Genomic DNA, 26,390 nt, shown 5'->3' with positions numbered 1-26,390 from the left:
TCCAGACAGTCAGGTGTTAGGCGTTCGCAGCCTGAACAAGCTTTTTAAAGTAACCACTCGATTCGGATAACTGACTGTAGGTCCCATCAGCGACCAACTGCCCAGCTTCCATCACATAAATCTTATCGCAGTGCCGAATCGTCGAAAAGCGATGGGCGATAATGATGACGGTCTTGGTCCCGCGCAACGTCTCGACCGCCTCCATCACAATCGCTTCGGTCACGTTGTCCAGCGCGCTGGTCGCTTCGTCAAAAACCACCACCGCCGGATCGTGATAAAGCGCCCGGGCAATCGCCAGACGTTGTCGTTGGCCGCCAGACAGCCGAATCCCGCGCTCGCCAACAACCGTTTCGTAGCTTTCCGGCAATTCTCGCACAATAAAGTCATGAATTTGAGCAGCACGCGCCGCCCGCTCCACCGCCGCAACGTCAACCTTATCTCGTGAAACTCCGAATGCAATGTTTGCTGCGATCGTATCATCGGCAAGATAGGTCGCTTGCGGCACATAGCCGATATTCCTCTGCCAACCGCGCAGATTTGCCCCCTCCAAAACCTGGCCATCGATCAGGATTTGTCCCTCGGTCGGCTTTAACAGCCCAAGCATCAGATCGATAACTGTGCTTTTCCCCGCACCGGTACTCCCCACAAAAGCGACGCTCTCACTCCGCTGGATGGCGAGGTTGAGACCATGAACGGCAGGACGTTCCATCTCCGGATAGGAATAGCTCACATCCTGAAAATCAACTGCTCCATTCAGAGGCGCAGGTGGAGCACTCTCGAGATCGTCATCTTTCACTGCAAGCGCTTCTTTGCGCGTTAAATCTTCGTAGAGCACTTCCAGCGCAGGGAAGGCAAAGCGGATCTTCGTTAAATTGTTGAAAATCAGCTGAAATGCCGGCATCAGGCGGTAACCCGCCAGCGCATAAAGTGAAATCAACGGCAGGGCTTCGTCCAGACCGCCCCGGGTCGCTTTGAGGTAGACCACCGTAAACAAGCCTCCGCCAAAGGCGATCGCCTGGATTCCGAATTGTGGCAGATCGCCGATCAGCGTGCTCGTTGCCTGGTAGCGTGCGAAATCCTCCGACGGCTTCCGGAAGCGCTGCAGATAAGTCTCCACACGCCCCATCAGCCGGAGTTCCTTGATCCCATTCAAGGCCTCGCTTGCCAAAACGAACCGAAGTTGGTTGGCCGTAACCCTCTCCCGCCCAATTCTGTGCAGAAGGCGGCGCGACACAAGGTAGACCGCGGTGAAAGCTCCACCGAGCACCAGCGCAACCGCAAGCGAGAGCAGCGGTTCCATGAAAAGCAGCAGGATGAGAATGGCCAGCGCAACGACGGCGCCGGACAAAAGCCGCAGCATGGGCATCAATATACCGTTCGTGACCCTGCCGACCTCGGACAAGACAGATTTTCCGAGATCTGCGGTATTCCGGCCCAGAAAGAATGAATAGGGCTGCCGCAGGTAAGCGGTGAGCAAACGGGAGGAGATACTGTGAAGCCGCATGGTCGTGAAACGAACCAATGCATAGGTGGTCACGGCCCGGATCGCCATCGACAACAAGAAAATACCGATCGTGATGCACCCCAGCAGCACCAGAAACCGGTCGGGATCGGTAAACCCAAGATAACTGTATACAAACGAAAGCTGCTTGTTGCTTTCAACCACCTCCGGATTTGCCAGAACGAGAACAAAGGGCATGATTGATACAACGCCCAGGGTTTCGACCACAGCCATGACGAGCATCAGGGCAAACACTTGAACAGCGCGCCGCTGCTCGTGATCGCTGAGCAGAGTCCTGACCATCCGAAGCGTTCGCATCACGTTTTCTGAATCCTTGCCCAAATACACTTCGTAGGTGAAAGAAGGCCGTTTCCAACAACGTAAATACGACCTGCCGAGGCCAATTGCAGTCCTACAACGGCCGTTTCGTGTGCAGGTGCAGTTCCAGTCAGTTCACACCAAAAGCAGCGTAAGGTTTTGATCTCACCGATCTGAAAAACGGAACCCATTCCCTTCACCAATATACCCTCAGTCTCAAGGACTTATCGGAAACCCGATGACCCGCCTGCAGGGCCGCAGTCGTCTTCACTCAAGCATCGAGTCTCGGACCAGGCTCAAGGTCGTTGAAGATCGACGCTTGAATAGACGTTCGTACGGCAAAGCGTCAAGGAATCACTTGAAAAACGGCATCGACAGAATGTTCACAATGTATGAAGTGCCGACGCCGACCGTGTTTGCAAGATCCTTCTCAAACCGAGGCAACAAATCGACAAAAATCGTGTCGGCCCTGATCAAAAGCGATCAAATCCTCCACCAGACTCAGAACGAGTTCCCCAGAATGGTCGCTTGGTGTCCTTACACTCGGACTCGCAGACTGTGAAAACCTAAAAAGAAAGACAAAAATACAGATCTAGAAAAAAGGCAAAATATCATGCCAATTTTTATACATAAATTAGAGAAATATTCAACAGATACATGGATTTACGACTTGTTCATCTTTCGCTGAAAATCTGCAAGTCCTTTAAAAAACGACAGGCGCGTACAATGCTTGGTTCAGAAGCTTCATGGTGTGAACGATTGCGAGCAGCGATCCCCCAATTTCGGAGAGATCGTCGCGGGGCCGTCTCGGTCCTTTTTGGCTTCTCGGTTGTTGCCGTTGTGGGATTCCTGGGGCTGGCAACAGATGCCGGGCGCGGGTATATCGCAAAGGCTCGCCTCGGACAGGCTGTCGATGCCGCGGCGCTGGCGGGCGGTAAGGCAATCAATCAGCCCTACCGCGATGATGAAATTCGCAAATACTTCCAGGCCAACTTCCCGAACGACTACATGGATTCTGTGTTGGTCGATTTCGACATCGAAGCTGGAGAAGGGAACGAGCAGCTTACAATTTCGGCAACAGCCCGGATCCCGACAACATTCATGCGGATCGTTAACGTCGATGACATGGAAGTTTCGGCCCGCTCGGTGGTCAAGCGCTCGGTCCGTGGCCTGGAGCTCGCGCTGATTATGGACAACACCGGTTCTATGCTGTCCGGCAACAAGATCGGCACCATGAAGGCTGCGGCAACCGACTTGGTCAACATCCTCTATGGTGAAAAAGAAACCATCAACAATTTCTGGGTCGGTCTGGTTCCCTTTGTCGCGACTGTCAATGTCGGCAACCAGCATGTCGACTGGCTGCACGAACTTGCACCCACGACCACGATTGAAGGGAACAAAGTGCTCATCAAAGGTGGCACACCTTTCGGAAACACGGACCGAGGGGCCGGAGTGCCTGCTGTTTTCGACGGCAACAGAAACCAGGTTTTCGAAGACGGCGGCTACAGGCAAATCTTTCGCAACGCTCCATTCGATAAGCGTTACGTCGTTTTGGGAAAAGAATGGGACGACGAAGAAGCGAAAACGGTCGCGGGCTATCGTCTGACCAGCCCGTCAAACTACGGATTCGTGACCTTCGGTAGCCAGAAGGCAATCAAGATGGTTTTTGTGCTGCAAGGCTCGGACGATGGCGTTTCCTGGAACACACTTCACGTGGGCAGGGGCAGCTTCACTAAACGAGGAGGCGTAACAACCCAACGCACGCTGACCTTTACCGGCGGGATAGACATGTCAACAGCCTACCGCCACCACAGACTCGTCATAGGCGGGAACATCCGGAAGAAGGCTATCTACTTGTTTTCCGAGGTCGAGTTTTTTGAGGAAGCGGACGAAGATGTCGAAACTGTCTGGAAGGGTTGCGTGGAAGCACGGCCATCTCCGCTCGACGAATCCGACGATCCGCCTTCCGTGGAACTCTTTACCCGACACTTTTGGCCGTCAACGATCAACGACTTCGGAGACGATCAGAGAGGCGACAACGACTGGCCCGACATCGACGAAAGAAATGAAGCCCGGAACGAGGGCACCGGCCCGAACCTGGGTTGCGGCCCACCCATCACCTCGCTGACGGCCGAAAAGACCAAAGTCCTCGCAGCGATTGATGAGATGCAGTCCTGGAGCCGGGGTGGCACCCACGCAAACCTTGGTCTGGCCTGGGGCTGGCGTGTCATCTCCCCGCGCTGGCGCGGGCTCTGGGGTGGCGACACTCCGGATAACCTCCCGATGGATTATGACGCCCCTCTCATGGACAAGGTTGCCATTATCCTGACGGACGGCACGAACGTCTATTACGATTGGCCGGACGGTCTGCCAGGGCGCCCTCTCTCAGGGACTTACCCGGATACGGACTACTCGGCCTATGGCCGATTGAGCGAAGGTCGTCTGGGGACAACGAACCAGGCAGCAGCGGTCGTTGAAATCAACAACCGGATGTCGAGACTGTGCCAGAACATGAAAGATGAGGGCATCGTAATCTATGCCATCACCTTTCAGCTCAACGACGTGGCGACGCAGAATCTCATGAGGAACTGCGCGACGGATCCGGAGAAATACTATAACTCTCCATCCAACGAGGAGTTGCGGGCAACCTTCGTGGCCATTGGCAATGAACTGACAAACCTGCGCATCGCGGAGTAGTAAGCCTTCGCGACAGCGTCACGGATGTTAAGAGCAGCGGCCGGTCTTTGACCGGCCGCTGTTTCTTTGGAAGGAGGCCGAAGGTAATCCTTAGCTTGCCACCATGAAGGCTTCAGCTTCTCGTCCAACGCTGCCGCCAGGCCTGATACATCAGCACCGTCCACAGCGGCACGCCATCGTTGGACCGGCCCGCGAGATGATCCGCCCAAGCCTGCCGGATCGGTGCCGCCCTCAGCAGACCGTCTGCTTCCAAGGCTGATGTCGAGAGCAGTTCTTCGGCCCAGTCGCGCAGCGGACCCTTCAACCACTGGCCGATCGGGATGCCGAAGCCCATCTTCGGCCGTTCGAACATTTCACGGGGGAGGTAGCGCGCCAGGATCTGACGCAAAACCCACTTGCCCTGCCCATCGCGCACGCGCAGCGACCGCGGCAGGTGAAAGGCCAGTTCCGCCACCCGGTGGTCCAGAAGCGGCACGCGCGCCTCCAGGCTGACCGCCATGCTCGCCCGGTCGAGTTTGGTCAGATTGTCGTCGGTCAGATAGGTGAGGCTATCCATGACCTGCATGCGTTCCATAAAGGGCGGCACGTCCTGAGCCAGCGTTTGATCCCAAAGAAGACGCTGCGGCTCGGCGGCGCCGTTTACAAGCCTGTCAGGCGCATGCCACGCGCTGACCAGGCCACGGAACAGAGCTTCCTCGTCCGGCAGATCCAGGACACTGGAGACTTTATGCGCTTTCTGGCCGAGCTGGGGCACACGCAACGCGGCCGGCAAACGCCTTGAAAAGGCATCCCAGCGCTCCGGCGACAGTCCGCGGATCAGCCGGGCGGCGGCGCTGCGCAGCGGAAGCGGCAGGGACTTGCAGCGGCGATTGATCCTGTCACCCCAAAGATACCGGTTGTAACCGTTGAAGAGCTCGTCACCCCCGTCACCGGACAGACTCACCGTAACGCTCCCGCGCGCGAGCTTGGAGACCAGAAAGGTCGGTATCTGCGACGAGTTTGCAAAGGGTTCAACGTAATAGTCCGCGAGATCGGGAATAACGTCCTGTGCGTCTTTCGCCGAGATATAAAGTTCGCTGTGGTCCGTGCCCAGGTGCCGGGCGATTTCCTTGGCCTGCTCGGCTTCGTTGTAGCCCGCCTCGGCCATCCCGATCGAGAAGGTTTGAACCGGGCGGTCACTCTGTGCCTGCATCAGGGCAACAACGCAGGAAGAATCGATCCCGCCGGAGAGAAAAGCGCCGAGGGGCACGTCCGCGACCATCCGGCGGCCCACCGCATCCATGAGCAGGTCATGCACCCTGTCGGTCAGCTCCCGGTCATCACCCCTCAAGGGGTCCGCCAAACCCGCCTTCGCAACGGCGCGCAGACTCCAATAGCTGTGAATCTGCGGCGCCTCCCCCTCCTTGAGCGTGAGGATCTGTCCCGCTTCGAGCTTCTGCACGCCCTTGTAGATGCTGTCAGGCGCGGGAACGTAACTGAAACGCAGATAGGAACTGAGGGCGTCCGGATTGATCTCCCCATGCCAGCCTTTGTGGGCGCGCAACGCGGTCAATTCCGACCCGAAGAGGAACAGTTGGCCGATCTGACCCCAGTAGAGCGGCTTGATCCCGAGACGATCGCGCGCCAGCGACAGAACCCGGGCCTCCCGGTCCCACAGGGCGATCGCAAACATCCCGATCAGCCTGGCGAGGGTGGCTTCGAGTCCCCAGTGCGCGCAGGCCTCAAGAATAACTTCCGTGTCCGAATGCCCCCGGAAATCGGGGCTCTCAGCTCCAAGCTCGGTACAGAGTTCGCTCCGGATCTCCGGCGCGTTGTAGACCTCGCCGTTGTAAACCATGACGAAGCGGCCCGACGCGGATGTCATCGGCTGCAGTCCCGCATCCGACAGATCGATCACCGAAAGCCTGGCGTGCGCCAAACCTATGCCGGCCCTGGCGTCCGCCCAGCCGATCTGCGCATCGGGGCCGCGGCGCGTCATGGATTCGGCCATCACCTGCGCGCTTGCCGTCAGTTCCGCATCGCTCCGCCCGGGATCTTCCCAGAAGCCAGCTATCCCGCACACCTGCTCTTCATCCCTCAAAAGCCAACGCCCCGAAACAGTCCGGGGTTCCGGCCGCTGTATAGCTCCATTCGGGCGGAAGAGAAACCCGGGAGCGTGTGACGACATATCCGTGTGCCCTCTCAAACCCGCAAAGCCGTCGCGGGAGGAATCCTGTCCCGGCGAGGCTCACGGCTCCGACCAGCCGGCGGCGCCGGATTCACCGCGGGCCCACGTCATGACCTTCTCCCCTCAAGGCCGTAAAATGCCCGCCCCGCTCGTTGAGTCTTTGACTTTCCCGTCTATTTGCGGTTATCAGCCAGCACTCTTCAAAGTCAAAGGCACGATACGTGAGCCTTCAGGTTCTCTACATCACCGTCCAGTTCCCTGTTCCATCGGAAACCTTCGCTGCCGTAGAGGTGCGCGCCCTTCGCACGCTGGGTGTCGATCTGTCGATCGCGACCCTGAAAGCCAAGCCCGAAGACGCTGAACAGCTCAATAGAGAGCGCGGCCTGCAAGACCTCAAGGTGGACTATGCGAGCCTTGGATCCCTATTGCAGGGTCTATGGCTGTTTTTCCGCCATCCGAAACTGTCCTTTTTGCTGCTGCGGACGATATTCAGTTCCTGCGGCAACAACCCCGTCGATCTGGCCAAAAGCCTCTGGCTCATTCCCAGAAGTCTGCAGCTGTTCAAAAAGATCGAGCGTGACTCGCCCGACATCGTCCATCTTTATTGGGGACACTACACCAGCCTGACCGGGTTGCTGGTTCATCGCTATCTGCCCGGGGTATCGGTGACACAATCCTTCAGTGCTTACGATCTGCACATGAGTTACGGGCCCAGCATCGTACTTGGGCGGGCCCTGCCCCTTATCTTCACGCTGGCCGAGGCCAACGTTCCGTTGCTGGCAGATCAGGGCTTCGATCCGAAGCGGATTTCTGTTGTCTTTCATGGTATCGACACAGAGGCTGCGGATAAGGCTCCGGTTGCGAAACATCAGGGCCGGGTTGTCCTGGCGGAGCGCCTGATTCCCGAAAAGTGCACTGCCGATTCCCTCCAGGCCCTCAAGCGCGTGTACCAGGCCCATCCCGATATGACGGTCGAGATACTGGGCGACGGACCGGAACGCGAACGCCTGGAGGCGCTTACAGCCGAACTCGGGCTCAGCGATGCCGTGCGTTTCCTGGGTCATGTCAGCCACTCACAGGTCTACAGAAGCTTCTCCGAAGCGCAGGTGTTCCTGATGATGTCGAACCTGGCGGAGGAACGGCTGCCCAATGCGGTGAAGGAAGCGATGCAGGCGCAGTGCCTCTGCGTCGTGTCGCGCACAATCGGAATCGAGGAACTCATTGACGATCAAAAGACGGGCTTCGTTGTCGAGCAGGGTGATATCGAACTTGCCGCCCGCCGTGTGTCCTCGGGCCTGGAGAACAGGGACGAGTGGCCTGCCTTGCGCGCAAAGGCCAAAAGCCACATTGAAAGCAACTTCAGCAGCTCCGCGGCGGCGCGGCAACGTATCGATGCCTGGGAAAAACTGGCCGCGAACAAGCCATAGGCGTCATTCGTGCGATGCCTGAAACTATGGGCAGGGCATTTCTTTCCCGGCGAGCGCTCGCAAAACGATCTCTTCGAAGTGACTGACCACATGCTGCTCTTCGAAGTGGCGCGGCAGACGGCTTGGACGCACCGAGGCGTGGGTGTCGGCCTTCAGGCCGCCCATCGCTTCGACGAGTTCTGCCTGCGAAGAAACGAGCGCCAGGGCGTCCGGGGTCAGGACTTCAACAAGGTCGATAACGCCACCCGCTTCAGGCGTCGATACAACAGAGGTGCCGCAGGCCAGGGTCTCCAGGACAATGTTCGGCATCCCCTCGAATCTCGACGGCACAATGACCGCGTCTGCGCCGGCAAGAACCGGCGCAAGCTGCCTTTCGAAACCGGCAAAACGGACCTTTGAGCCCAGGGACAAGCGTGAGGCCAGCGCCTTCAGGTTTTCTTCTTCCGGCCCGGCACCGTAGAGGGTCAGGATACTCTCGTCAGGCATACGCACCATTGCTTCAAGAAGCCGGTCAAAGCCCTTCGAGTAACTCAAGCGTCCTGCGGCGACAAGGCGAAGCCCGGGACCCGGCACGCGGATCATCTCCGTTGCGGCCTGCCTTAAAGACTTTACGGCAACAGGGTTTGCCATCCGCACCAAACGCGACGCTGTGACACGATACCTCGACAGCATCTCTTTTTCCGCAAGGCTGTTAAGGCAAATGACCACGTCTGCCCGTCCCAGAAGCGCGCGGTAACCCAGATCCAGCACTTTGCCATATGACATATCGGGCAAACTCTTTGAGGGCGTATTCGGCTCACGGACAATGATTCTGGTTTTTGCCGGAAAAACCGCACGGACCGCCAAGAGCAGAACACTTACATAGCTGTGTGATGAAAACACGACAGCCGGGCGCCGCTTCCGGATGATCCGCAGCAGCGGCCAAACCGCAGACCTGAGGCGCGGTACGCCGATATCATGGAGTACGACATCGGACGGCAACAGCTCCGCGAATTCTCCCCGTCCGTCGAACACCACAAGCTCCGGCGCGAAGCGCGAGCGATCAAGCAGCCTCAAGAGAGCTAAGACGACCCGCTCGGCACCACCGGCTCTAAAGTTGGGTAGAACGAAAAGAATGGGGATCGGCTGCCGATCGCCTGACGAGATCATCGATACGCCGCCTGTTTTCGGTGCACTTGCATCAAAGGGCTCGTTACCGCTTCTGGCCAGCCGATGCAAGAAGATCACATCGCCCTTCACCTGTCGATCAAAGGTGGGGCTTTGCGCATGAGAGGCCGGCTGCCGCGGAAGACTTGCTTGAAAACGCGGGGAAAGCTAGAAGGTTCGCACTCTAAGTCGTCGGCACGGGGTGAAGACTCGAGAGGGCCGGGTTTACAGGTACCAAAGGGACATTCCAACGGGGTGCCTGATCGCCTTAGTCTTACAGGGCTCATCCAATGCCCCTATTGCTCATTCGCCGATCGTAAGGTTTGCGCCTCCGTGCCACTGGTTTCCGTCATAACTCCCGCTTTCAAGGCCGCCCGCTTTATCGGCGAGACCATTGCCTCCGTCCAGGCCCAGAGCCTTCAGGACTGGGAGATGATCATCGCGGACGACTGTTCGCCGGACGAGACCTGCGAGATCGTGGCGGGCTTTGCCGCAGACGACCCGCGGATCCGGTTGCTCCGGCAGGACCGCAATCAGGGCCCTGCGGCCACACGCAACGCCGCCCTGGCCCGGGCAAGCGGGCGTTACATCGCCTTTCTGGACAGCGACGACCTCTGGCTGCCGGAAAAGCTCGAGAAGCAAATCAGCTTCATGACGCTAAAGGACTGCGCCATCTCCTACACCCAGTACCGCCGTCTGTCGGAAGACAGCAAGACCCTGGGGCACCTCATCCGTCCGCCGGCCAGCCAGACATACCGTGAAGCCCTGAAGAATGCCGCAATCCCCAATCTCACCTCGATGGTCGATACGGCCAAGACCGGGCCGATCCGGATCAATGAAGCCGGCTACCGCGCCCACGACTATATTCTCTGGCTCTCCCTGCTGCGTCAGGGCCACGCCGCACACTGCCTTCAGGAGGACCTTGCCCGCTACCGCTCCGTGGTCGGTTCGATCTCCAGCTCGCACCGCCGCTCCGCCTACTGGGTCTGGCGCATCTACCGGGATATCGAAAAGCTCTCCCTGCCCTATGCCGCCTGGTGTCTGGCCCACTACGCAGGCCATGCGCTGCTGAAGCGCAGGGTGTTCTGAGGCCGATGGCCGCCGGTGCTGAAATAGTCCCCCTGCGCGTCCTGGTGACAGGCGCGAACGGCTTCGTGGGCCGGAATCTCTGCCGGCACCTCGCCGGGCAGGGCTTTCGGGTCCGCGCCTCCCTGCGGGCGAAATCCCGCCTGGAGCTCTCAAACATCGAGACTTTCATCACCGGAGATCTGAACGGCCGCAGCGATTGGCGGGCTGCGCTGAGCGGTGCCGATGCCGTCGTACACTGCGCGGCCCGCGTCCACATCCTGGAAGAAACCGCAGCAGACCCGCTGGAAGCCTTCCGGCGCGTCAATGTCGAAGGCACGCGGGCCCTTGCCCGTCAGGCGCTGGAGGCCGGTGTAAAGCACTTCATCTTTCTCAGCTCGATCGGCGCCCGGGTGGCGCACGACAGCCCCGACGCCACGCCCTATCAGATCAGCAAGCTGGAGGCGGAACAGGCTTTGCACGAGGTTGCCGGGGACAGCGGGATGAGCCTCACCTGCCTGCGCCCTCCCTTGATCTACGGGCCCGAGGCGCCCGGCAATTTTGCCCTGCTGATCAAGGTGATCGAACGGGGCCTGCCGCTGCCTTTGGCCTCGATCAGGAACCGACGCGCCTTTCTCTATATCGGCAATCTCTGCGACGCGGTGGGGCGCTGCCTGGAGCAGCCCGCCGGACAGAAGCGCTGCTACGAGATCGCGGACGGTCCGGGCGTCTCGACCCCCAAGCTGATCCGGGCGCTGGCGGCGGCCCTCGGGCGGCCCGCCCGCTTGTGGCCCTGCCCGCTCTGGCTGCTCCGGCTCGCGGGGAAAGTAACCGGACGCAGCGCGGCAATCGAGCGCCTGACCGGCTCCCTTGAACTGGACAGTGAACCCCTTAAGCGCGATATCGACTGGACGCCGCCCTTTGACCTGGACGCAGGCCTTGCCGCCAGCTTTGCGCAGATCCGCAACGCCTCTCCCGGGCCGGCAGCGGGGAGACCCTGACCATGGCCGGCTCCCTTATCGCCAACACGGTCTTCGCCCTCTATCGCGGCTTCGGGACACTCGGCGCTCCCTTGATCGAACGCCACATGGACAAGCGTCTGGCGCGCGGCAAGGAGGACGCGGAACGCTTTGGCGAGCGCTTCGGGCGAAGCAGTATCGCGCGCCCGGAAGGGACCCTGATCTGGATCCATGGCGCAAGCGTCGGAGAATCCGTCTCCGCCCTGCCTTTGATCGAACGCCTGCGAAAGGACCGTCCCGACCTCAAGATCCTGGTCACCACCGGCACCGTCACCTCGGCAAAGATGATGGTGCAGCGCCTGCCCGAAGGTGTCATTCACCAGTTCGCGCCGATCGACACGCCGGCAGCGGTGAGAGGCTTTTTCGATCACTGGCATCCGCAGCTCGGGCTGATGATCGAGTCGGAGTTCTGGCCCAATCTTCTGCTGGAAGCCCGCAAGCGACAGATTCCCCTGCACCTGATCAACGGCCGCATGTCCCGGAAGTCCTTTCGGGGCTGGAAGCGTTCCGGCCCGGTGTTCCGCTCACTGCTGAAGAGTTTTGCAAGCATCCAGGCGCAATCGCCGGAGGATCAGCGGCACTTTCAGGCTTTGGGCTTCGCCGACTGCACCTCACCGGGCAACCTGAAGTTCGCGGCGCCTCCCCTGCAGGCTGACGCGGAAGAGCTCGCGCGGCTGCGGGCCGAGATCGGTGACCGCCCGACCTGGCTGATCTATTCCAGCCACCCGGGCGAAGAGATCATCGCGGCGCAGGCCCATCAGCGGGTCGCCTGGACCTACCCCGACCTCCTGACCATGGTCGTGCCCCGTCATCCCGAGCGCGGACCGATTGTCGCCGAGGAACTGCGCGCCAACGAAATGACTGTGACCCTGCGCAGCAAGGGCAAGCCGCTCACGCCCGAGACCCAGATGTACGTCGCCGACACGCTGGGCGAACTGGGCCTCTGGTTCCGGCTCAATCCGGTCGCCGTGATGGGCGGCACCCTGGCGCCCAAGGGCGGCCAGAACCCGATCGAAGCCGCCCACCTGGGCTGCGCGCTGATCTGCGGGCCGCACTGCGGCAATTTCCAGCGTATTGTCGAGGACATGAGTGCCGCCGGTGCCCTGAAACCCATTGTGGACCGCCCGGGCACGCTCGCCGCCGCCGTTGTCAAGCTGCTGCGGGAACCCGCGGCCCGCGCCGAAATGAGCAGCGCCGCCAAGGCCTACGCGGAGGACCAAGGCGAAGTTCTGGAGCGCGTCATGGCTCTGCTCGATCCCGCGCTGGATCAGCTGAAATAGTTCGAATTGTTAAGTTTTGTCGAACAAGGTCATGGACGCATAGACTGGCCCTGCGCGGTTTACGGCGTCCGTGATGCAATGCCGCGCCGCAAAAAAGGGACTTGAAACAACTTGACCGAAGATGAAGCCCAGGAACGCCTTACCGAGGCAAAGGCGCTGATAGACGCCTCTTGGCACGTGAGTGACGATAGTCGGCGCGCAACCCTCTTGCAGTGGATTGACGATCTCCTCGCGCCCCTGGTCAGCGCGGCGCACCCGGATGCCGTCTTCTGGCGGGAAACCCTCCTCCTGGAAAACCCGGCGGGAAGCGGGGACGAGGCAAGGGCCCGCTATCTCGCGCATCTGACCGGCCTCGCAGATCAGGGACATGTCGAAGCCATGTTCCGTTTATCCCAGCTTCTTTATGACAAGCGAGACTTCGTTGCTGCGGCCAGCTTCTGTCGAAAGGCCGCCGCCGCTGGCCATGCCTACGCCAACTGGTGTCTCGGCCTCGACCTCTTGTAGGGAAGGGATTTAACCCGCGATGAAGCGCTTGGCCTTAGCCACATCCGCACCGCTGCGGAGCTGTATTTCGAGGGTGCCCTTAAGTTCATGGCGGATGCCTACGCGCTTGGCCAATACGGTTTCCCGCTTGACCCGGGCGCGGCGGCTTCGTGGCACCGCAAGCTCAGCGACCCCAGGGTCATTCCATTTTTAGACTTGCCGCGGTCGGGCAAAGTCGGAGTCCTGATGCCGGTTGGGCAATTTCGGCCTGCCGGTCCCTCCATGATCTTGCGCGCCTCTGTTGTACACCCGAACCCGCCAGCAACGCCTACCGCCGGGGGCATTAAGGGCAAAAAAAACCATAAATACCAAGAGTTGTAGAGTCAAAGACTGCAAAAATACTAACACCCTACATCAAAAGGATAATTAGCGAAAAAATCCAATAAGTTGTTTTGACCGAACCAATAGAAACGCAGCAGTTCATATTTCATCAATTTAGAATTTACCGTCTTTTAAAAAATCAAACCTAAACCACTGTAAGTAACCTTACGCCCATTGTTATTTGAATGGAATTACTGAAATGAAGACGAAGTTTATTGCGGCTCTGTTGAGCCTGGTTCTTGGCTTCACCACGACTGCCATGGCCAACACCAACGCCTCCCCGGATGAAGCCAAGGCAATGGCTGTCAAGGCGGCGGAATACATGCAGCAGAACGGCGACGATGCCGCGATCGCAGCCTTCATGGCGCCCGGTGGCGACTGGCACGACCGTGACCTCTATGTCTTTGTCATCGGCGACGACGGCACCATGATGGCGCACGGCGCCAAGGCGACACTGGTCGGTCGTAACGTCAATGCTCTGAAAGATGTCGACGGCAAGGCTTTCGTCACCGAGTTCCTGAAGATCGACGGTGAAGACTGGGTTGACTACAAGTGGCAGAACCCCACGACCAAAGCGGTTGAAGCAAAGACCAGCTACATCGTGCGGGTCGGCGACAAGGTTGTCGGCGTGGGCGCTTACGCTCAGTAAAGTCTCCCGCCTCTCGGTGTGACCGTCAGCAAGACGACGGTCACACTCTTGTACGCGCATGTGAACCCGGATCCGCTCTGCGCTCATCAGCGGGCGCGTTCCGGGGTCACGGTCACTCAGGTAGAAACGAAAAATGCTCCAGCTCAGCAACGCCTCGATCCGCATCAAATCACTGATCGCGCCCGGCATCGCCGTCCTTGCGATGCTTGCCGTCACCGCCGCCTTCCTGGTGAGCTTCGAGCGCAGCAGCGCACTTGAAGAAGAGGCTGCCAAAGCGATCACACAGGCAACTAAGATCAGTGCGATCAGGGTAGACCTGAACCGGGCACACGCTTCAATCCTCCGGGCGACGGTCTGGACAGCAAATTCCGTAACGCAGGAGAATATTGACGCTGTCTCATCTCAGGCCCTCGCCACCATGCAAAGCGTGCACGAAGGCATTGATGTGATGATTGCCGACCAGCCTGCACCAAGCAGCCAAGAGAAGGTCGCGCAGGACGGCGAAGAAACAGCCGAAGCCGCGCCGCCTCGATTGGAAGCCGTCTCCCGGGCCTTGTCGGATTACGCCAAAGCGGCGGCTTCCGTGGTTGACGAAATGGGTGACGACCTCTTCATGGCCACCATGAACCTGAATGATGCGGAAGCGCAGCTGACGAACGTCTCCACCCTCCTGGCGGAGATAGCGCAGTCCATGCAGACGCGCGCCGAAGACCTGCAGGCCCAGGCCCGCGCGAGCCTGTTTCAGCAGCTCGTGATCGTGCTGTCGGTTCTGGCTGTCGGGGCTGCAATGTCGCTTGGCGCCGCCTTCCTGATGGCCCGCGCCATTTCGGGTCCGGTGACCGGCCTGACCGCGGTCATGACCCGTCTGGCCGACAAAGACACCAGCGTCGAAATTCCGAACCGGGGTCAGAAAGACGAGATTGGTCAAATGGCCGGCGCGGTTCAGATCTTCAAGGACAACGCCATCGAACGGCAGCGCCTCGAAGAAGCTGCCGCCGCCGAGAGCGCCGCGAAGGAACAGCGCGCCGCGGCCATCGAAAAGCTGATCAGCGGTTTCGACCAGGCTGTCTCCGACATTCTGCGCTCGGTTTCCAACTCCGCCAGCGGCCTCGACGAGACGGCGCAGCGTATGTCCTCGGTCGCCGAACAGACCAAGTCTCAGTCACACGCCGCAGCTTCCGCTTCGGGTCAGACCACGGAAAACGTGCAAACCGTCGCTGCCGCCTCGGAAGAACTCGCTAGCTCGATCCAGGAGATCAGCCGGCAGGTCGCACAGTCCAAGAATATCGCGGACGAAGCGGTCTCGGAGGCCAAGGGCACCAACGAGAAGGTGCAGGGCCTGGCCGAGATGGCCAAGAAGATCAGCGAAGTGGTCACCCTCATCCAGGATATTGCAGAGCAGACTAACCTGCTCGCCCTGAACGCCACCATCGAGGCGGCCCGCGCGGGCGAGGCCGGCAAGGGCTTTGCGGTGGTCGCCAGCGAGGTCAAGAACCTCGCCACCCAGACCGCCGGCGCCACCGAGGAGATCGGTGCCCAGGTCAGTTCGATCCAGGACGCCACCAACGGCGCCGCAGAGGCGATTTCCAGCATCGGCGGCACGATCGAGAAGATCAACGAAATCACCACCGGCATCGCCGCGGCGGTCGAGGAGCAAAGCGCGGCCACCGGCGAGATTTCCAGCAACGCACAACGCGCTGCCAGCGGCACTCAGGAAACCGCCAGCACCGTCACCGAAGTGGCCGAAGCCGCCGGACAGACCGGCAGCGCTTCGGGCGAAGTCCTGAATGCGGCCAGGGAACTCAGCAGCCAGTCCGACAATCTGCGCAGCGAGATCGAACAGTTCCTGAGCGGGATCCGGGCGGCTTAGTCCGGGCTCGGCAATCTTCCCGAAACAGCTTCGAACGGTGCTTGATCCATAGGGTTCAGGCGCCGTTTTGCTTTAGAGCGCGTCATGTTTTAACGGAAACACTCTGTGTTTTCGCTAAAACATGTGAACCCGCTCTACATCTTATAGGTAGAGCAGATTCACCGGTACGACGGATCGCCCAAGGCGATTCCATCTAAACCGGATCTGCTCTAGCGCCAGGAAGCTGTGCAAACGGGAGGGCTCACGTGCCCCGCTTAAGCAACCCCTCTGCACGCCGCCGGCGCATCACGCCCAGGCCGATCAGACCAATACCCAGCAGCGCGAAACTCGCGGGCTCCGGAATTGCCACCGCGCCCGGCAGCCTGACGTCGCCCGAGACGCGGATCTCATAGTCACCGGTGGTGCCCCGCACCATCTCCAGGCGCGTGTCGTCGTCCCGCGACGTCCACGGGCGGCCGGTATAGTAGCTGTGTTCCCCGGCGCGGGCCTCGGCTTCCCTGAGGATCCAATCGGATATGGCGATCACATAGCTGCCCACGTCCAGATCCAGCGACAGGAAAGAATCGAAACTCAGGTCGTTAAACGCCAGTTTTGATCCGTCGTTGCCAGTAGGGCCGTAAGCATCGTTGTCCCCGCCACGCCACTTTCCCAGCATACCAAGATCGCCGAGCGAATCGAATTCAAACAAATGAATGTCCGTATTCAATCCGGAGCTGCCGAAGTAATCCCCACCCAGCACACCGAACGACAGCACATCGATTTCGATCCTGCCGGCAGTTACCACCTCGAACCTGTGGTAGTTGATGGTGATCCCCTGATTTCCGCCGGGAATGTCCGAAATAGACCCCGAAAACAGCGGCCCCGCCTCGGCCTGATGCGTAACCGCAAGCCCGGACAGAAGCCCGATTGCGAGAGCGAGACTTCTAAACGACACCGAGCCCGACATGGCAAATTCCCCTTTGCATTATGATTTCCGGTGATTTTTGCGAAGGGTCGCACACGCGCCTGCCGCTTCTTGACCGAAGCAGCATCCCCAAGACATTCACCCGCAAAGGTTTAAATCATATACAGCCGGTGATAGCATTGGAAATAAGTGGAAAACTGAAACCCCGGCTTTGTGCCCCAGCCTGCTCAGGCCTCTCCGTGTCCGGGCTGAGCTCGGGCTAACACGGCACTCTTCAGCAAGATCGGCGTTTTACAAACAAATAAGGCATCTCAAAGTGCTTCAACTCAAAACCAGTCCTTTGACTCGTTACAAAAGCCTGCTCGTGACCCTTGCGGTCTGCCAGGCCGTCACCGGCGGCGTCATGTACGCAATGCCGGAGTTGTTCGTCCTGCGTTTGGATTTCCGCGCCGACCAGGTGGTCGAGATCGAGCGGAACGTGCGTTGGGTGATACTGCTGCTGGCGCTTTTCACTTTCCTGATCCTGAAAATGGAGACGCCCCGGCAAAAACGATGGACGCACCTCGCTCTCGGCGCCCTTTGGCTTGCTGTTGTCGTCATCAGTATCATCGAGGTGAACTTCGGCTATGTGGAACTGAGCAACCTCTTCTGGTTTCTCTCCGGCGCCTTTTGCCTGTCCCACACTCTCTTGGCCACTTCCCTCAAAAACTAGAGCATCGGCGGGGCTATTTGAGTCGCGTGAGCAGAGAACTGTCGCAATAGCGTCATCGATAGATGATACTTCATCTGAAAATCGATGATGAACGAAAGTCAGGTCTCATGCGCACGCCCCTTCTCCTCGCTCTTTTCGCCGGATTGCTCTCGACATCGGCCGGGATTTCCAGCTCCATCTCCAGTTCCGCCAGCGCGGAGGGTCACGCCTCCGGCTCGGTCCAGATCGGCCCGCGTCCGTTCTTTCTGGTGGATCAGATGGCCCCGGGCGAGCTGAAGACGAAACTGCAATCCTGCAGCGCGGGGCCCTTCGCGAAATCCGACTGGTCGATCGGCCACAGGGGCGCACCGCTGCAGTTCCCGGAACACACCGAAGAGTCCTACCGGGCGGCGGCACGCATGGGCGCGGGGATCATGGAATGCGATGTGACCTTCACCAAAGACCGCGAGCTGGTCTGCCGCCACGCCCAGAACGACCTGCACACAACCACCAATATCCTGGCCACCCCCCTGGCGCAGAAGTGCACGGCGCCCTTTACGCCCGCCAGCGGGAGCAAAAAGGCGGACGCTGAATGCCGCGCGTCGGACATCACGCTGGCGGAATTCAGGAGCCTCACCGGCAAGATGGACGCCGCGGACAGGACCGCCGAGACGCCCGAGGCTTACATGGACGGCACTGCGGGGTTCCGCACCGATCTCTATGCGGGCAAAGGCAGCCTGATGACCCACGCCGAATCCATCGAGCTCTTCAAGGAACTGGGCGTGAAGTTCACCCCCGAACTGAAGTCGCCCAGCGTCTCCATGCCCTACGAAGGCGACTATACCCAGGCCATGTACGCCCAGCAGATGATCAACGAGTACAAGGAGGCCGGTGTCCCGCCTTCGGACGTCTTTGCCCAGTCCTTCAATCTCGAGGACGTGCTCTACTGGATCGAGAACGAGCCGGAGTTCGGCAAGCAGGCCGTCTACCTGGATAATTCCTACCGTGACAGCGGCTGGTCCCCGGAGAGTGAAACGTCCTGGCGTCACAGCATGACCGAATTAAAGGAGATGGGTGTCAACTACATCGCGCCGCCGCTGTGGGTTCTGGTGAAGCTCGACGGCGATAGGATGGTGCCCTCGCTCTATGCCGAGCGCGCGAAAGAGGCCGGTCTCAAGATCATCTCCTGGACCGCCGAGCGCTCGGGATTCCTGACCGGCGGCGGCGGCTGGTACTTCCAGACGGTCAAGGATCAGATCGACAACGAGGGCGACGTCTTCGAACTGATGCACGTCCTGCATAAGGACGTCGGCATCGTGGGCCTCTTCTCCGACTGGCCCGCGACGACGACCTACTACGCAAACTGCTTCGGGTTGGAATAGCGCCCCACTTTGAAGCAGGCCAGACCGGATTTACGAAGTTTCCGGAGGACGCACCTGCTTCCCGTTTGAGGCCAACGCCATTATCTCGGGCCATTCCAGCACGTCACTTCCCTGGCCGCTCCGCCGCAGATTCAGCGCGATCGCCCGGCCCAGCTTCTCCACCTCGATTCCCCGGTATTTTTTCAACCGCCCGAAAAACACAGGTGAGAGCCGGGGCCAGAGCGCCAGCACCAGGGCCTGGCTCAAGCCGTAGCGGTTGGTCGGAGTCAGGATCATGCTGGGGTGAAAAAGGCTGAGGCGATCGAAACCCAGGGCCTGCAGCCCCTCTTCCAGTTCACCTTTGGCGCGGAGAAAGAATGAAAGCGAATTGGCGTCGGCGCCCACCGAAGAGAGCAGCTGGAAATGCGAAACCCCCGCCTCCTTGCAGGCCCTCCCGAAGGCCAGCACCGCGTCCCGGTCGATCCGGAGGAAATCCTGCCTGATGACCTTGGAGGGTTGCCCCACCCCGAAGGTGCAGATCGCAACCTCAGCGCCGGCCAGATGCACGGCATAGGCCGCTGGGTCAAAGACATCGGCGGTGTGGGCCCGTATCTTGGGATGCTCCAGGCTGTTAAAAGCGCTGCGCCCCACCAGAACCAGTTCGCCAACCTCTTCCATGGCCGTCAGCGCACGAACCACCTCGGTCCCCACCGCGCCGGTCGCACCGAGCATAACAACGCGGGTCATCTGACTTGATCCTGTTCGCAAGTATGGTTAACGCGCTGTCCACTCTTAACATAAGTGTATTGGTAAGATTTCAATTCTAACCTCTGCCACATGTCATCGTGTATTCAAGGATTTATGCTTCAATGCCCGGCACACGTAGGTTTTGTCCCGCACTTTTGATCCTCCCGCTTTTCATGACAGCCCCTGCATCGGGCGAAAGTCGCGCGCTCGGCTGTAAGCCAGCGCCAGGCGGCGACGCAGGGATTGAAGCCTGCACGGCCCTGATCGAGGCAGGCAAAGACTTTGCTTCTGCCCATTTTAACCGCGGCCTCATGTACGCCGACAACGGTGATCTTGAGCGCGCAATCGCAGACTACGGCGCGGCATTGGAGCGCGACCCCGAACACGGCGATGCCTATCACAACCGGGCCCTGGCACTCATCGAATTGCGCGACTACGACGGGGCAGCGGCAGACCTTGAGCGCGCGGCGAAGCTCAAACCTGACAATGCGTCGGTCCATGTCGACAGAGGCATTGTCCGGGTGAACCAAGGCGACCATGACCGGGCATTAGACGACTACGACCGGGCGCTGGCCATCGATCCCGGGAACGTGGAAGGCTACTACGCGAGAGGATTAGCGCTTGCCTGGCTAAACCGCATCGAAGACGCCCGCCGAAGCATTGAACGAGCAGTGGATCTGCTTCCTGAGGACGTCAGGGTGGATTGGATCGATTCCGCTTGCTGGGAATTGGGAACACTGGGCCGGGCCGGGCTTGCTCTCCCCTACTGCGATCAGGCGAAGGCTGCCGATACTGACGCCGGTCTCCTGGACTCACGTGCCTTCGCGCTCTGGCAGCTGGGTGATGAAACGGCCGCTCGTCAGGAACTGCAAGCGGCGCACCAGCTCGCGCCGGGCGGCAGAGTGTTTGAGCCCACCAGGCGGCTTGAGGAGTTTCCACTCGTCCTGACACAAGGCCTGCTGAAAGGTCTCGGCTACGACCCCAGGTACATCGATGGTGAACCGGCGCCGGAAACGACGGATGCGATACGCAGCTTTCAACAGGCCAACGGCATGGCTGTCGATGGAGAGGTTTCCGAAGACCTGATTGCGGCGCTCAGGGCAGCGCAACCGGGATAACGGACTGGCCTAGCGGGTTGTTAGACTCAACCCCCGCAAAAGGATCGAAGGCCCCTGCGGCCTCACGCTATAGAGCCTCCGGTGTCCCATCGCCGCCCGACTTGAAACGCCCGAACAGCCGGGGCAGGCCTCATATTTTCATAATATTTCTGTCATAACACGCTGATATCAAAGGGGTTGGAAAAAGTTACTGGTAGCGAATCATGACCGGCCCTTCCGCCGCGCAGAAAAGCCCTGCCCCCTCTCCGGCCCGCCCCTCACCCGCAGAAAACATGACCCAGGACCGCGTGCTCCGGCGGACCCTGTCGATGCAGACGCACGGTACCTCGCCCATGGCCATGCTGACCATGTGGAACGACTGGTCGCTGCATCTGGCAACCGCCCCGGACAAGCAACTGGCCCTGGCCCAAAAGGCGCAAAAGCACTGGACCGCCTGGCTGCGGTTTGTCGCGCAGGGCTGTCCGGCGGAACCCGGGTCACGGCCGATTTCGCCCAAGAAGGGCGACCGCCGCTTCGGCCACGAAGGCTGGACCAAAGCCCCCTTCGCCGCGATGGAACAGGCCTTTCTGCTGGCCGAGGATTTCTTCGACTACGCCACATCGGACATTCCCGGGCTCGCGCCCTCGCACGACCAGGCCATGACCTTTCTGATGCGTCAGATGCTGGATGCCATGGCGCCCTCGAATTATCTGGCCACCAATCCCGAGGCCGTCACCCGCACCCTGGAATCCAAGGGCCGCAACCTGCAGCGCGGCAGCCTCGCTCTGCTGGAGGACTGGCGGTCTGCCGTGAAGGGGCAAAAACCCAGGCCGGCGAAACGCGTCGGCAAGGACGTGGCGACCGCGCCGGGCAAGGTGGTCTTCCGCAACGATCTGATCGAGCTGATCCGGTATGCGCCCACCACCAAAAAAGTGCGGCCCGAGCCGCTGCTGATCCTGCCGGCCTGGATCATGAAGTACTACATCCTGGATCTCAGCCCCGAGAACTCCATGGTGCGCTACCTGACCGCCCAGGGCTTTACCGTTTTCATGATTTCCTGGCGAAACCCGGATGCGGCACAGGCCGGTCTGGGCATGGCCGATTATCTCGAGCAGGGCCCCAAGGCGGCCCTGGACCACATTGTCTCGGCAACCGGCGCGGCGAAGGTACATACGGCGGGCTACTGCCTGGGCGGCACCCTGCTGTCGATCGCGGCCGCCGCCATGGCGCGCGACGGCGACGACCGCCTGGCAAGCATGACGCTCCTGACGGCCCAGACCGATTTCTCCGAAGCGGGCGAGTTGATGCTCTTTATCAATGAAAGCCAGGTCTCGGTCCTTGAGGATATCATGGCCAGGCAGGGCTATCTGGATTCGAGCCAGATGATGGGGGCGTTCCAGATGCTGCGCTCGAACGATCTGGTCTGGTCCCGCATGGTCCGTGCCTATCTTCTGGGCGAGACGGACGCGCCCATGAACGACCTGATGTCCTGGAACGCCGATACCACCCGCATGCCCGCGCGCATGCATTCGGAGTATCTGCGCCAGATGTTTCTGAACAACGATCTGGCCTGCGGACGCTATCCGGTCGACGGTCATCCGGTCTCCCTGCGCGATATCCGGCTTCCGGTTTTCGGCGTGGGAACGGAGAGCGATCATATCGCGCCCTGGAAGTCGGTCTTCAAGATCCACAGCCTGAGCCACGCGGACGTCACCTTTGTTCTGACCAATGGCGGCCACAACGCGGGGGTGATCTCGGAACCCGGCCACAAGCGCCGCCACTTCCGCATCCACACCACCCGGGACAAGGATATCACGCTCTCTCCGGACGACTGGCGCGACCGAGCGCAGGAAAAAGACGGCAGCTGGTGGCCGAGCTGGGCGGTCTGGCTGGCCGAACACTCCGGCCCGCCCGTGACCGCCCAAAAAATGCCCGCCGGCCTCTGCGATGCCCCCGGCACTTATGTTCTAAAGGAATAGATATGCTGCCGGACACAGACTTTCTGGCGGGAAAAAAGGGCCTGGTCGTCGGCGTCGCCAACAGCCACTCCATCGCCGCCGGCTGCGCGCAGGCCTTTCATGCCGCCGGGGCGCAACTCGCGCTGACCTACTTGAACGACAAGGCGCAAAAGTTCGTTCAGCCGGTCGCGGACTCCGTCGGCGCTGACATCCTTCTGCCGCTGGATGTCACGGACGACGCCCAGATGGACGCCCTCTTCGAGACGATCCGCGAAGACTGGGGCACACTCGATTTTCTCCTGCACTCCATCGCCTTTTGCCCGCGCGAGGATCTGCATGGCCGGGTGACCGACTGTTCCCGCGCGGGCTTCGCGCAGGCCATGGATATCTCGGTCCACTCCCTGATCCGCCTCGCGCGGCGGGCCGAGCCTCTGATGACCAATGGCGGCACGCTCCTGACCCTCTCCTATCACGGCGCGGAGAAGGTCGTGGATCACTACAACATCATGGGACCGGTGAAGGCCGCGCTGGAATCCACGGCCCGCTACCTGTCGGTCGAGCTGGGGCCCAAGAACATCCGCGTGAACGCCTTATCACCGGGGCCGCTGGAAACCCGCGCCGCCTCGGGAATCGATCACTTCGACGAGCTGATCGAGGACGCCAAGGCCCGCGCGCCCCTGCACCGCCTGACCACGATCGAGGAAGTCGGCGCCATGGCTGCTTGCCTGGTCTCGGACTTCGCCCGCTCCGTGAGCGGAAATACCGCCTACATCGACGGGGGAAACCATGTCGTGTAACCCGAACCCGCCGATCGGCTTCATCGAGAACCGTCCCTTCGACGAGATTGCCGTCGGCGACAGCGCAGAGCTGGTGCGGACCCTGACGCTTCAGGATATCGACGCCTTCGCAGTGGTCTCCGGCGATGTAAATCCGGCGCACGTGGATCCCGAATTCGCCCGACAGGACATCTTTCACGAGGTGATCGCGCACGGTATGTGGGGCGGTGCCCTGATATCGAACGCTCTGGGCACGCAGTTGCCGGGACCGGGCACGATCTACCTGAGCCAGTCCCTGAAATTCCTCAAGCCCGTGGGCGTCGGCGACACGGTCACCGTGCGCGTCACCGTGGCCGAGAAAGACGCCGCGAGAAAACGCCTGACCCTGGATTGTCTCTGCACCAACGGCGGCGGCAAGACGGTGATCGCGGGGCAAGCCGTCGTGATCGCGCCTGAGCAAAAGATCCGCCGTCCGCGCGTGACCATGCCCGATCTGGTGCTGCACCGCCACGGCGCGGCGCACGACCGCCTGCTGGCGCAGGCACGGACCATTGCGCCGCTCCCCACGGCCGTGGTGCATCCCTGCGACGGAGCGTCGCTGGAGGGCGCGCTGCAGGCCCGCGACCTGGACCTGATCGTGCCGCTTCTGGTCGGTCCCGAAGCGCGCATCCGCGCCGCCGCCGGGGAGGCCGGGCTCGATCTGAAGGACACGCAGGTCGTCGACAGCGCCCACAGTCATGCCTCCGCCGCCCGCGCCGTCGCGCTGGTCCACGAGGGACGCGCCGAGGCCCTGATGAAGGGCGCCCTGCACACCGATGAAATCATGTCCGCGGTGGTGGCGAGAACCGGCGGACTGCGCAGCGAGCGGCGCATGAGCCATGTCTTCGTCATGGATGTGCCCAGTTACCCCAAACCGCTCCTCATCACGGATGCCGCGATCAACATCGCCCCCGATCTGCAGACCAAGGCCGACATCGTCCAGAACGCCATCGACCTCGCCCATGCGATCGGGATCGCGGCGCCCAGGGTCGCGATCCTCTCGGCGGTCGAGACCATCACCGCCCGCCTGCGCTCCACGGTCGACGCGGGGGCGCTCTGCAAGATGGCGGACCGCGGCCAGATCACCGGCGGAACCCTGGACGGACCACTGGCCTTCGACAACGCCATCTCGTCGCGTGCAGCGGCTTCCAAGGGCATTCGTTCCGAGGTGGCGGGACAGGCCGACATTCTTGTCGTGCCGGATCTCGAAGCGGGCAACATGGTCTGCAAGCAGCTGATGTACCTGGCCGGCGCGGAGTCCGCGGGTGTCGTTCTGGGCGCCCAGGTTCCGATCATCCTGACCAGCCGCGCGGACGGCAGCCGTACCCGCATCGCCTCCGCCGCGATCGCCGCGCTCTACAGCGGGGCCGTGCCTGCATGAGCGCGATCCTGACCCTGAACACCGGCTCCTCTTCCCTGAAGTTCGGCCTTTACCGCGCCGCGCCCGGGCCGGGGCCGGGACCGGGGCCAGGGCCAGGGCCAGGGCCGGCACGACCTCAACTTGCTCAGCCGGAACCCGAGACCTCTGGAAATGGGGCTTTGGAACCGCCGGCTCCAGATCCTGAGAGTCTCGTCCATGGACAGGTGGACGGGATCGGCAAGACCGCCCGGCTGATCCTGAGGGAATACGGCCGGGAGACCAACCGGCCCCTTGCCGCCGCCACGCAACCCGAAGCCCTGGCCGCGGTGCTGCAGGTGCTGGAACCGCACAGGCAGGAGATTGCGATTTCCGGCGTCGGCCACCGCATCGTGCACGGCGGACCGGACTTTGCCGAGGCCGCGGTCCTGACTCCCGAGGTCATCGAGGCACTGGCGGCGCTCAATCCGCTGGCGCCGCTGCACCAACCCTACAACCTGGCCGGGGTCGTGATGGGGCGTGCCACATTTCCCGATGCGGTCCAGGTCGGGTGCTTCGATACCGCCTTCCACCGCAGTCATCCCTGGGTCAACGATACCTTTGCCCTGCCGCGGTCGTATTACGATAAGGGTATCCGCCGCTACGGTTTTCACGGCCTGAGCTACGACTACATCACCGGCGTGATCGCCCGGGACTATCCCGATCTGCACCGGGGCCGCGTCGTCATCGCCCACCTGGGCAACGGCGCTTCCATCTGTGCCGTCAAGGGCGGCCGGAGCATAGGCTCGACCATGGGCTTTTCCGCCCTGGACGGCCTGCCCATGGGCACGCGCTGCGGCCAGATCGACCCGGGTGCGGTGCTGCATCTCATCGCACGGGAGGGCATGAGCCCGGACGAGGTCACCGAACTGCTCTACCGCCGCAGCGGGCTGCTCGGGCTATCGGGGATTTCGGGCGACATGCGCAGCCTTCTGGCCTCGGACCGGCCCGAAGCGGCGGAGGCCATCGACTACTACGTCTTCCGCGCCCGCCGGGAAATCGGGGCCATGACCGCAATCCTGGGCGGGATCGACGCCCTGGTCTTCTGCGGCGGCATCGGTGAAAACGCCGCCGTGATCCGGCAGCGGATCGTCGAGGGCCTCGACTACCTCGGCCTTATGGTCGAGCGTGACGCGAACGACCGCAACGCCCGCGACATTGGCGCAGGCCCGGCCCGCCTGATGGTGATCCCCACGGACGAGGAACGCATCATCGCCCGCGCGGTGCAGAAAGAACTTGCCCGGCGGGCTACGGGTAAAAAAAGAACGCATGCTGCGGCTTAGAGCGCTTCATGTTTTAATGGAAACACTCTGTGTTTTCGCTAAAACCTGTGAATCCGCTCTACATCATAGTGTTAGAGCAGATTCACCGGTACGACGGATCGCCGAAGGCGATTCCATCTAAACCGGATCTGCTCT

General features: G+C 61.0%; 20 protein-coding genes. 15 read left to right on the top strand and 5 right to left on the bottom strand.

Annotated elements, in window-relative coordinates; genetic code table 11:
- Positions 1-16 precede the first annotated feature (16 nt).
- Positions 17-1,819, bottom strand: coding sequence for an ABC transporter ATP-binding protein (locus FKG95_RS03365; RefSeq protein ID WP_218940051.1), 1,803 nt, complete (start codon positions 1,817-1,819; stop codon positions 17-19).
- A gap of 759 nt (positions 1,820-2,578) precedes the next feature.
- Between FKG95_RS03365 and FKG95_RS03360 the strand changes: the two genes are divergently transcribed.
- A complete protein-coding gene (locus FKG95_RS03360; protein WP_179953906.1) occupies positions 2,579-4,516 on the top strand; it encodes a TadE/TadG family type IV pilus assembly protein in 1,938 nt (645 codons plus the stop codon).
- Between the two features lie 112 nt (positions 4,517-4,628).
- Here FKG95_RS03360 and asnB read toward each other — a convergent pair whose 3' ends face one another.
- On the bottom strand, positions 4,629-6,578 hold the full coding sequence (asnB, locus tag FKG95_RS03355; protein WP_142894878.1) for an asparagine synthase (glutamine-hydrolyzing): 1,950 nt from the start codon (positions 6,576-6,578) through the stop codon (positions 4,629-4,631).
- A gap of 326 nt (positions 6,579-6,904) precedes the next feature.
- Here asnB and FKG95_RS03350 point away from each other — a divergent pair, with 326 nt between their 5' ends.
- Positions 6,905-8,110 carry a glycosyltransferase gene (locus FKG95_RS03350; protein WP_142894877.1) on the top strand — a complete coding sequence of 402 codons (1,206 nt, stop codon included), beginning with the start codon at positions 6,905-6,907 and terminating at the stop codon, positions 8,108-8,110.
- A gap of 24 nt (positions 8,111-8,134) precedes the next feature.
- Here FKG95_RS03350 and FKG95_RS03345 read toward each other — a convergent pair whose 3' ends face one another.
- Positions 8,135-9,337 (bottom strand): glycosyltransferase, encoded by a 1,203-nt coding sequence (locus tag FKG95_RS03345; RefSeq protein ID WP_142894876.1) that lies wholly within the window; start codon positions 9,335-9,337, stop codon positions 8,135-8,137.
- 252 nt (positions 9,338-9,589) lie between these two features.
- On the opposite strand from FKG95_RS03345, the gene FKG95_RS03340 reads away from it, so the two are divergent.
- From FKG95_RS03340 to FKG95_RS03315, 6 genes are all read left to right on the top strand, one after another.
- Positions 9,590-10,345, top strand: a complete 756-nt coding sequence (locus FKG95_RS03340; RefSeq protein ID WP_142894875.1) for a glycosyltransferase family 2 protein — start codon at positions 9,590-9,592, stop codon at positions 10,343-10,345.
- A 5-nt stretch (positions 10,346-10,350) separates the two neighbouring features.
- Positions 10,351-11,322, top strand: coding sequence for an NAD-dependent epimerase/dehydratase family protein (locus FKG95_RS03335; protein ID WP_246116666.1), 972 nt, complete (start codon positions 10,351-10,353; stop codon positions 11,320-11,322).
- 2 nt (positions 11,323-11,324) lie between these two features.
- Entirely contained in the window at positions 11,325-12,620 is a 1,296-nt protein-coding gene (locus FKG95_RS03330; RefSeq protein WP_142894874.1) for a 3-deoxy-D-manno-octulosonic acid transferase, read from the top strand.
- 111 nt (positions 12,621-12,731) lie between these two features.
- Entirely contained in the window at positions 12,732-13,124 is a 393-nt protein-coding gene (locus FKG95_RS03325) for a hypothetical protein (protein ID WP_142894873.1), read from the top strand.
- Between the two features lie 559 nt (positions 13,125-13,683).
- Positions 13,684-14,133, top strand: a complete 450-nt coding sequence (locus FKG95_RS03320; protein WP_142894872.1) for a cache domain-containing protein — start codon at positions 13,684-13,686, stop codon at positions 14,131-14,133.
- A 133-nt stretch (positions 14,134-14,266) separates the two neighbouring features.
- Entirely contained in the window at positions 14,267-16,003 is a 1,737-nt protein-coding gene (locus FKG95_RS03315; RefSeq protein WP_142894871.1) for a methyl-accepting chemotaxis protein, read from the top strand.
- Between the two features lie 241 nt (positions 16,004-16,244).
- Here FKG95_RS03315 and FKG95_RS29880 read toward each other — a convergent pair whose 3' ends face one another.
- Positions 16,245-16,949 (bottom strand): PEP-CTERM sorting domain-containing protein, encoded by a 705-nt coding sequence (locus FKG95_RS29880; protein ID WP_218940050.1) that lies wholly within the window; start codon positions 16,947-16,949, stop codon positions 16,245-16,247.
- Positions 16,950-17,247: 298 nt separating this feature from the next.
- Here FKG95_RS29880 and FKG95_RS03305 point away from each other — a divergent pair, with 298 nt between their 5' ends.
- Together FKG95_RS03305 and FKG95_RS03300 are read left to right on the top strand one after the other, a co-directional pair.
- Positions 17,248-17,619 (top strand): hypothetical protein, encoded by a 372-nt coding sequence (locus FKG95_RS03305; protein WP_142894870.1) that lies wholly within the window; start codon positions 17,248-17,250, stop codon positions 17,617-17,619.
- A gap of 107 nt (positions 17,620-17,726) precedes the next feature.
- The gene (locus FKG95_RS03300; protein ID WP_142894869.1) at positions 17,727-18,980 is read left to right on the top strand and encodes a glycerophosphodiester phosphodiesterase family protein; all 1,254 of its coding nucleotides are present in this window, start codon (positions 17,727-17,729) and stop codon (positions 18,978-18,980) included.
- Positions 18,981-19,010: 30 nt separating this feature from the next.
- Here FKG95_RS03300 and FKG95_RS03295 read toward each other — a convergent pair whose 3' ends face one another.
- On the bottom strand, positions 19,011-19,706 hold the full coding sequence (locus FKG95_RS03295; protein ID WP_142894868.1) for an NAD(P)H-binding protein: 696 nt from the start codon (positions 19,704-19,706) through the stop codon (positions 19,011-19,013).
- Positions 19,707-19,879: 173 nt separating this feature from the next.
- Between FKG95_RS03295 and FKG95_RS03290 the strand changes: the two genes are divergently transcribed.
- The 5 genes from FKG95_RS03290 to FKG95_RS03270 all read left to right on the top strand — a co-directional run bounded on the left by FKG95_RS03290 (position 19,880) and on the right by FKG95_RS03270 (position 26,255).
- Positions 19,880-20,824, top strand: coding sequence for a peptidoglycan-binding domain-containing protein (locus FKG95_RS03290; RefSeq protein WP_179953905.1), 945 nt, complete (start codon positions 19,880-19,882; stop codon positions 20,822-20,824).
- Between the two features lie 203 nt (positions 20,825-21,027).
- Positions 21,028-22,782 (top strand): PHA/PHB synthase family protein, encoded by a 1,755-nt coding sequence (locus FKG95_RS03285; RefSeq protein ID WP_218940049.1) that lies wholly within the window; start codon positions 21,028-21,030, stop codon positions 22,780-22,782.
- 2 nt (positions 22,783-22,784) lie between these two features.
- Positions 22,785-23,558 carry an enoyl-ACP reductase FabI gene (fabI, locus tag FKG95_RS03280; RefSeq protein ID WP_142894866.1) on the top strand — a complete coding sequence of 258 codons (774 nt, stop codon included), beginning with the start codon at positions 22,785-22,787 and terminating at the stop codon, positions 23,556-23,558.
- On the top strand, positions 23,548-24,957 hold the full coding sequence (locus FKG95_RS03275; RefSeq protein WP_142894865.1) for a bifunctional enoyl-CoA hydratase/phosphate acetyltransferase: 1,410 nt from the start codon (positions 23,548-23,550) through the stop codon (positions 24,955-24,957). The genes fabI and FKG95_RS03275 overlap by 11 nt, the downstream gene beginning before the upstream one ends.
- Complete coding sequence (locus FKG95_RS03270; protein ID WP_142894864.1) at positions 24,954-26,255, top strand: acetate/propionate family kinase; 1,302 nt, start codon at positions 24,954-24,956, stop codon at positions 26,253-26,255. The genes FKG95_RS03275 and FKG95_RS03270 overlap by 4 nt, the downstream gene beginning before the upstream one ends.
- The last annotated feature ends 135 nt before the right edge of the window (positions 26,256-26,390 follow it).

The organism is Denitrobaculum tricleocarpae, from assembly GCF_007004665.1.
In the GTDB taxonomy this organism is placed as follows: Bacteria; Pseudomonadota; Alphaproteobacteria; order Kiloniellales; family Kiloniellaceae; genus Denitrobaculum; species Denitrobaculum tricleocarpae.
Note: the sequence above shows the minus strand (reverse complement) of the source record. Positions and strands in the feature narration are given on the sequence as shown.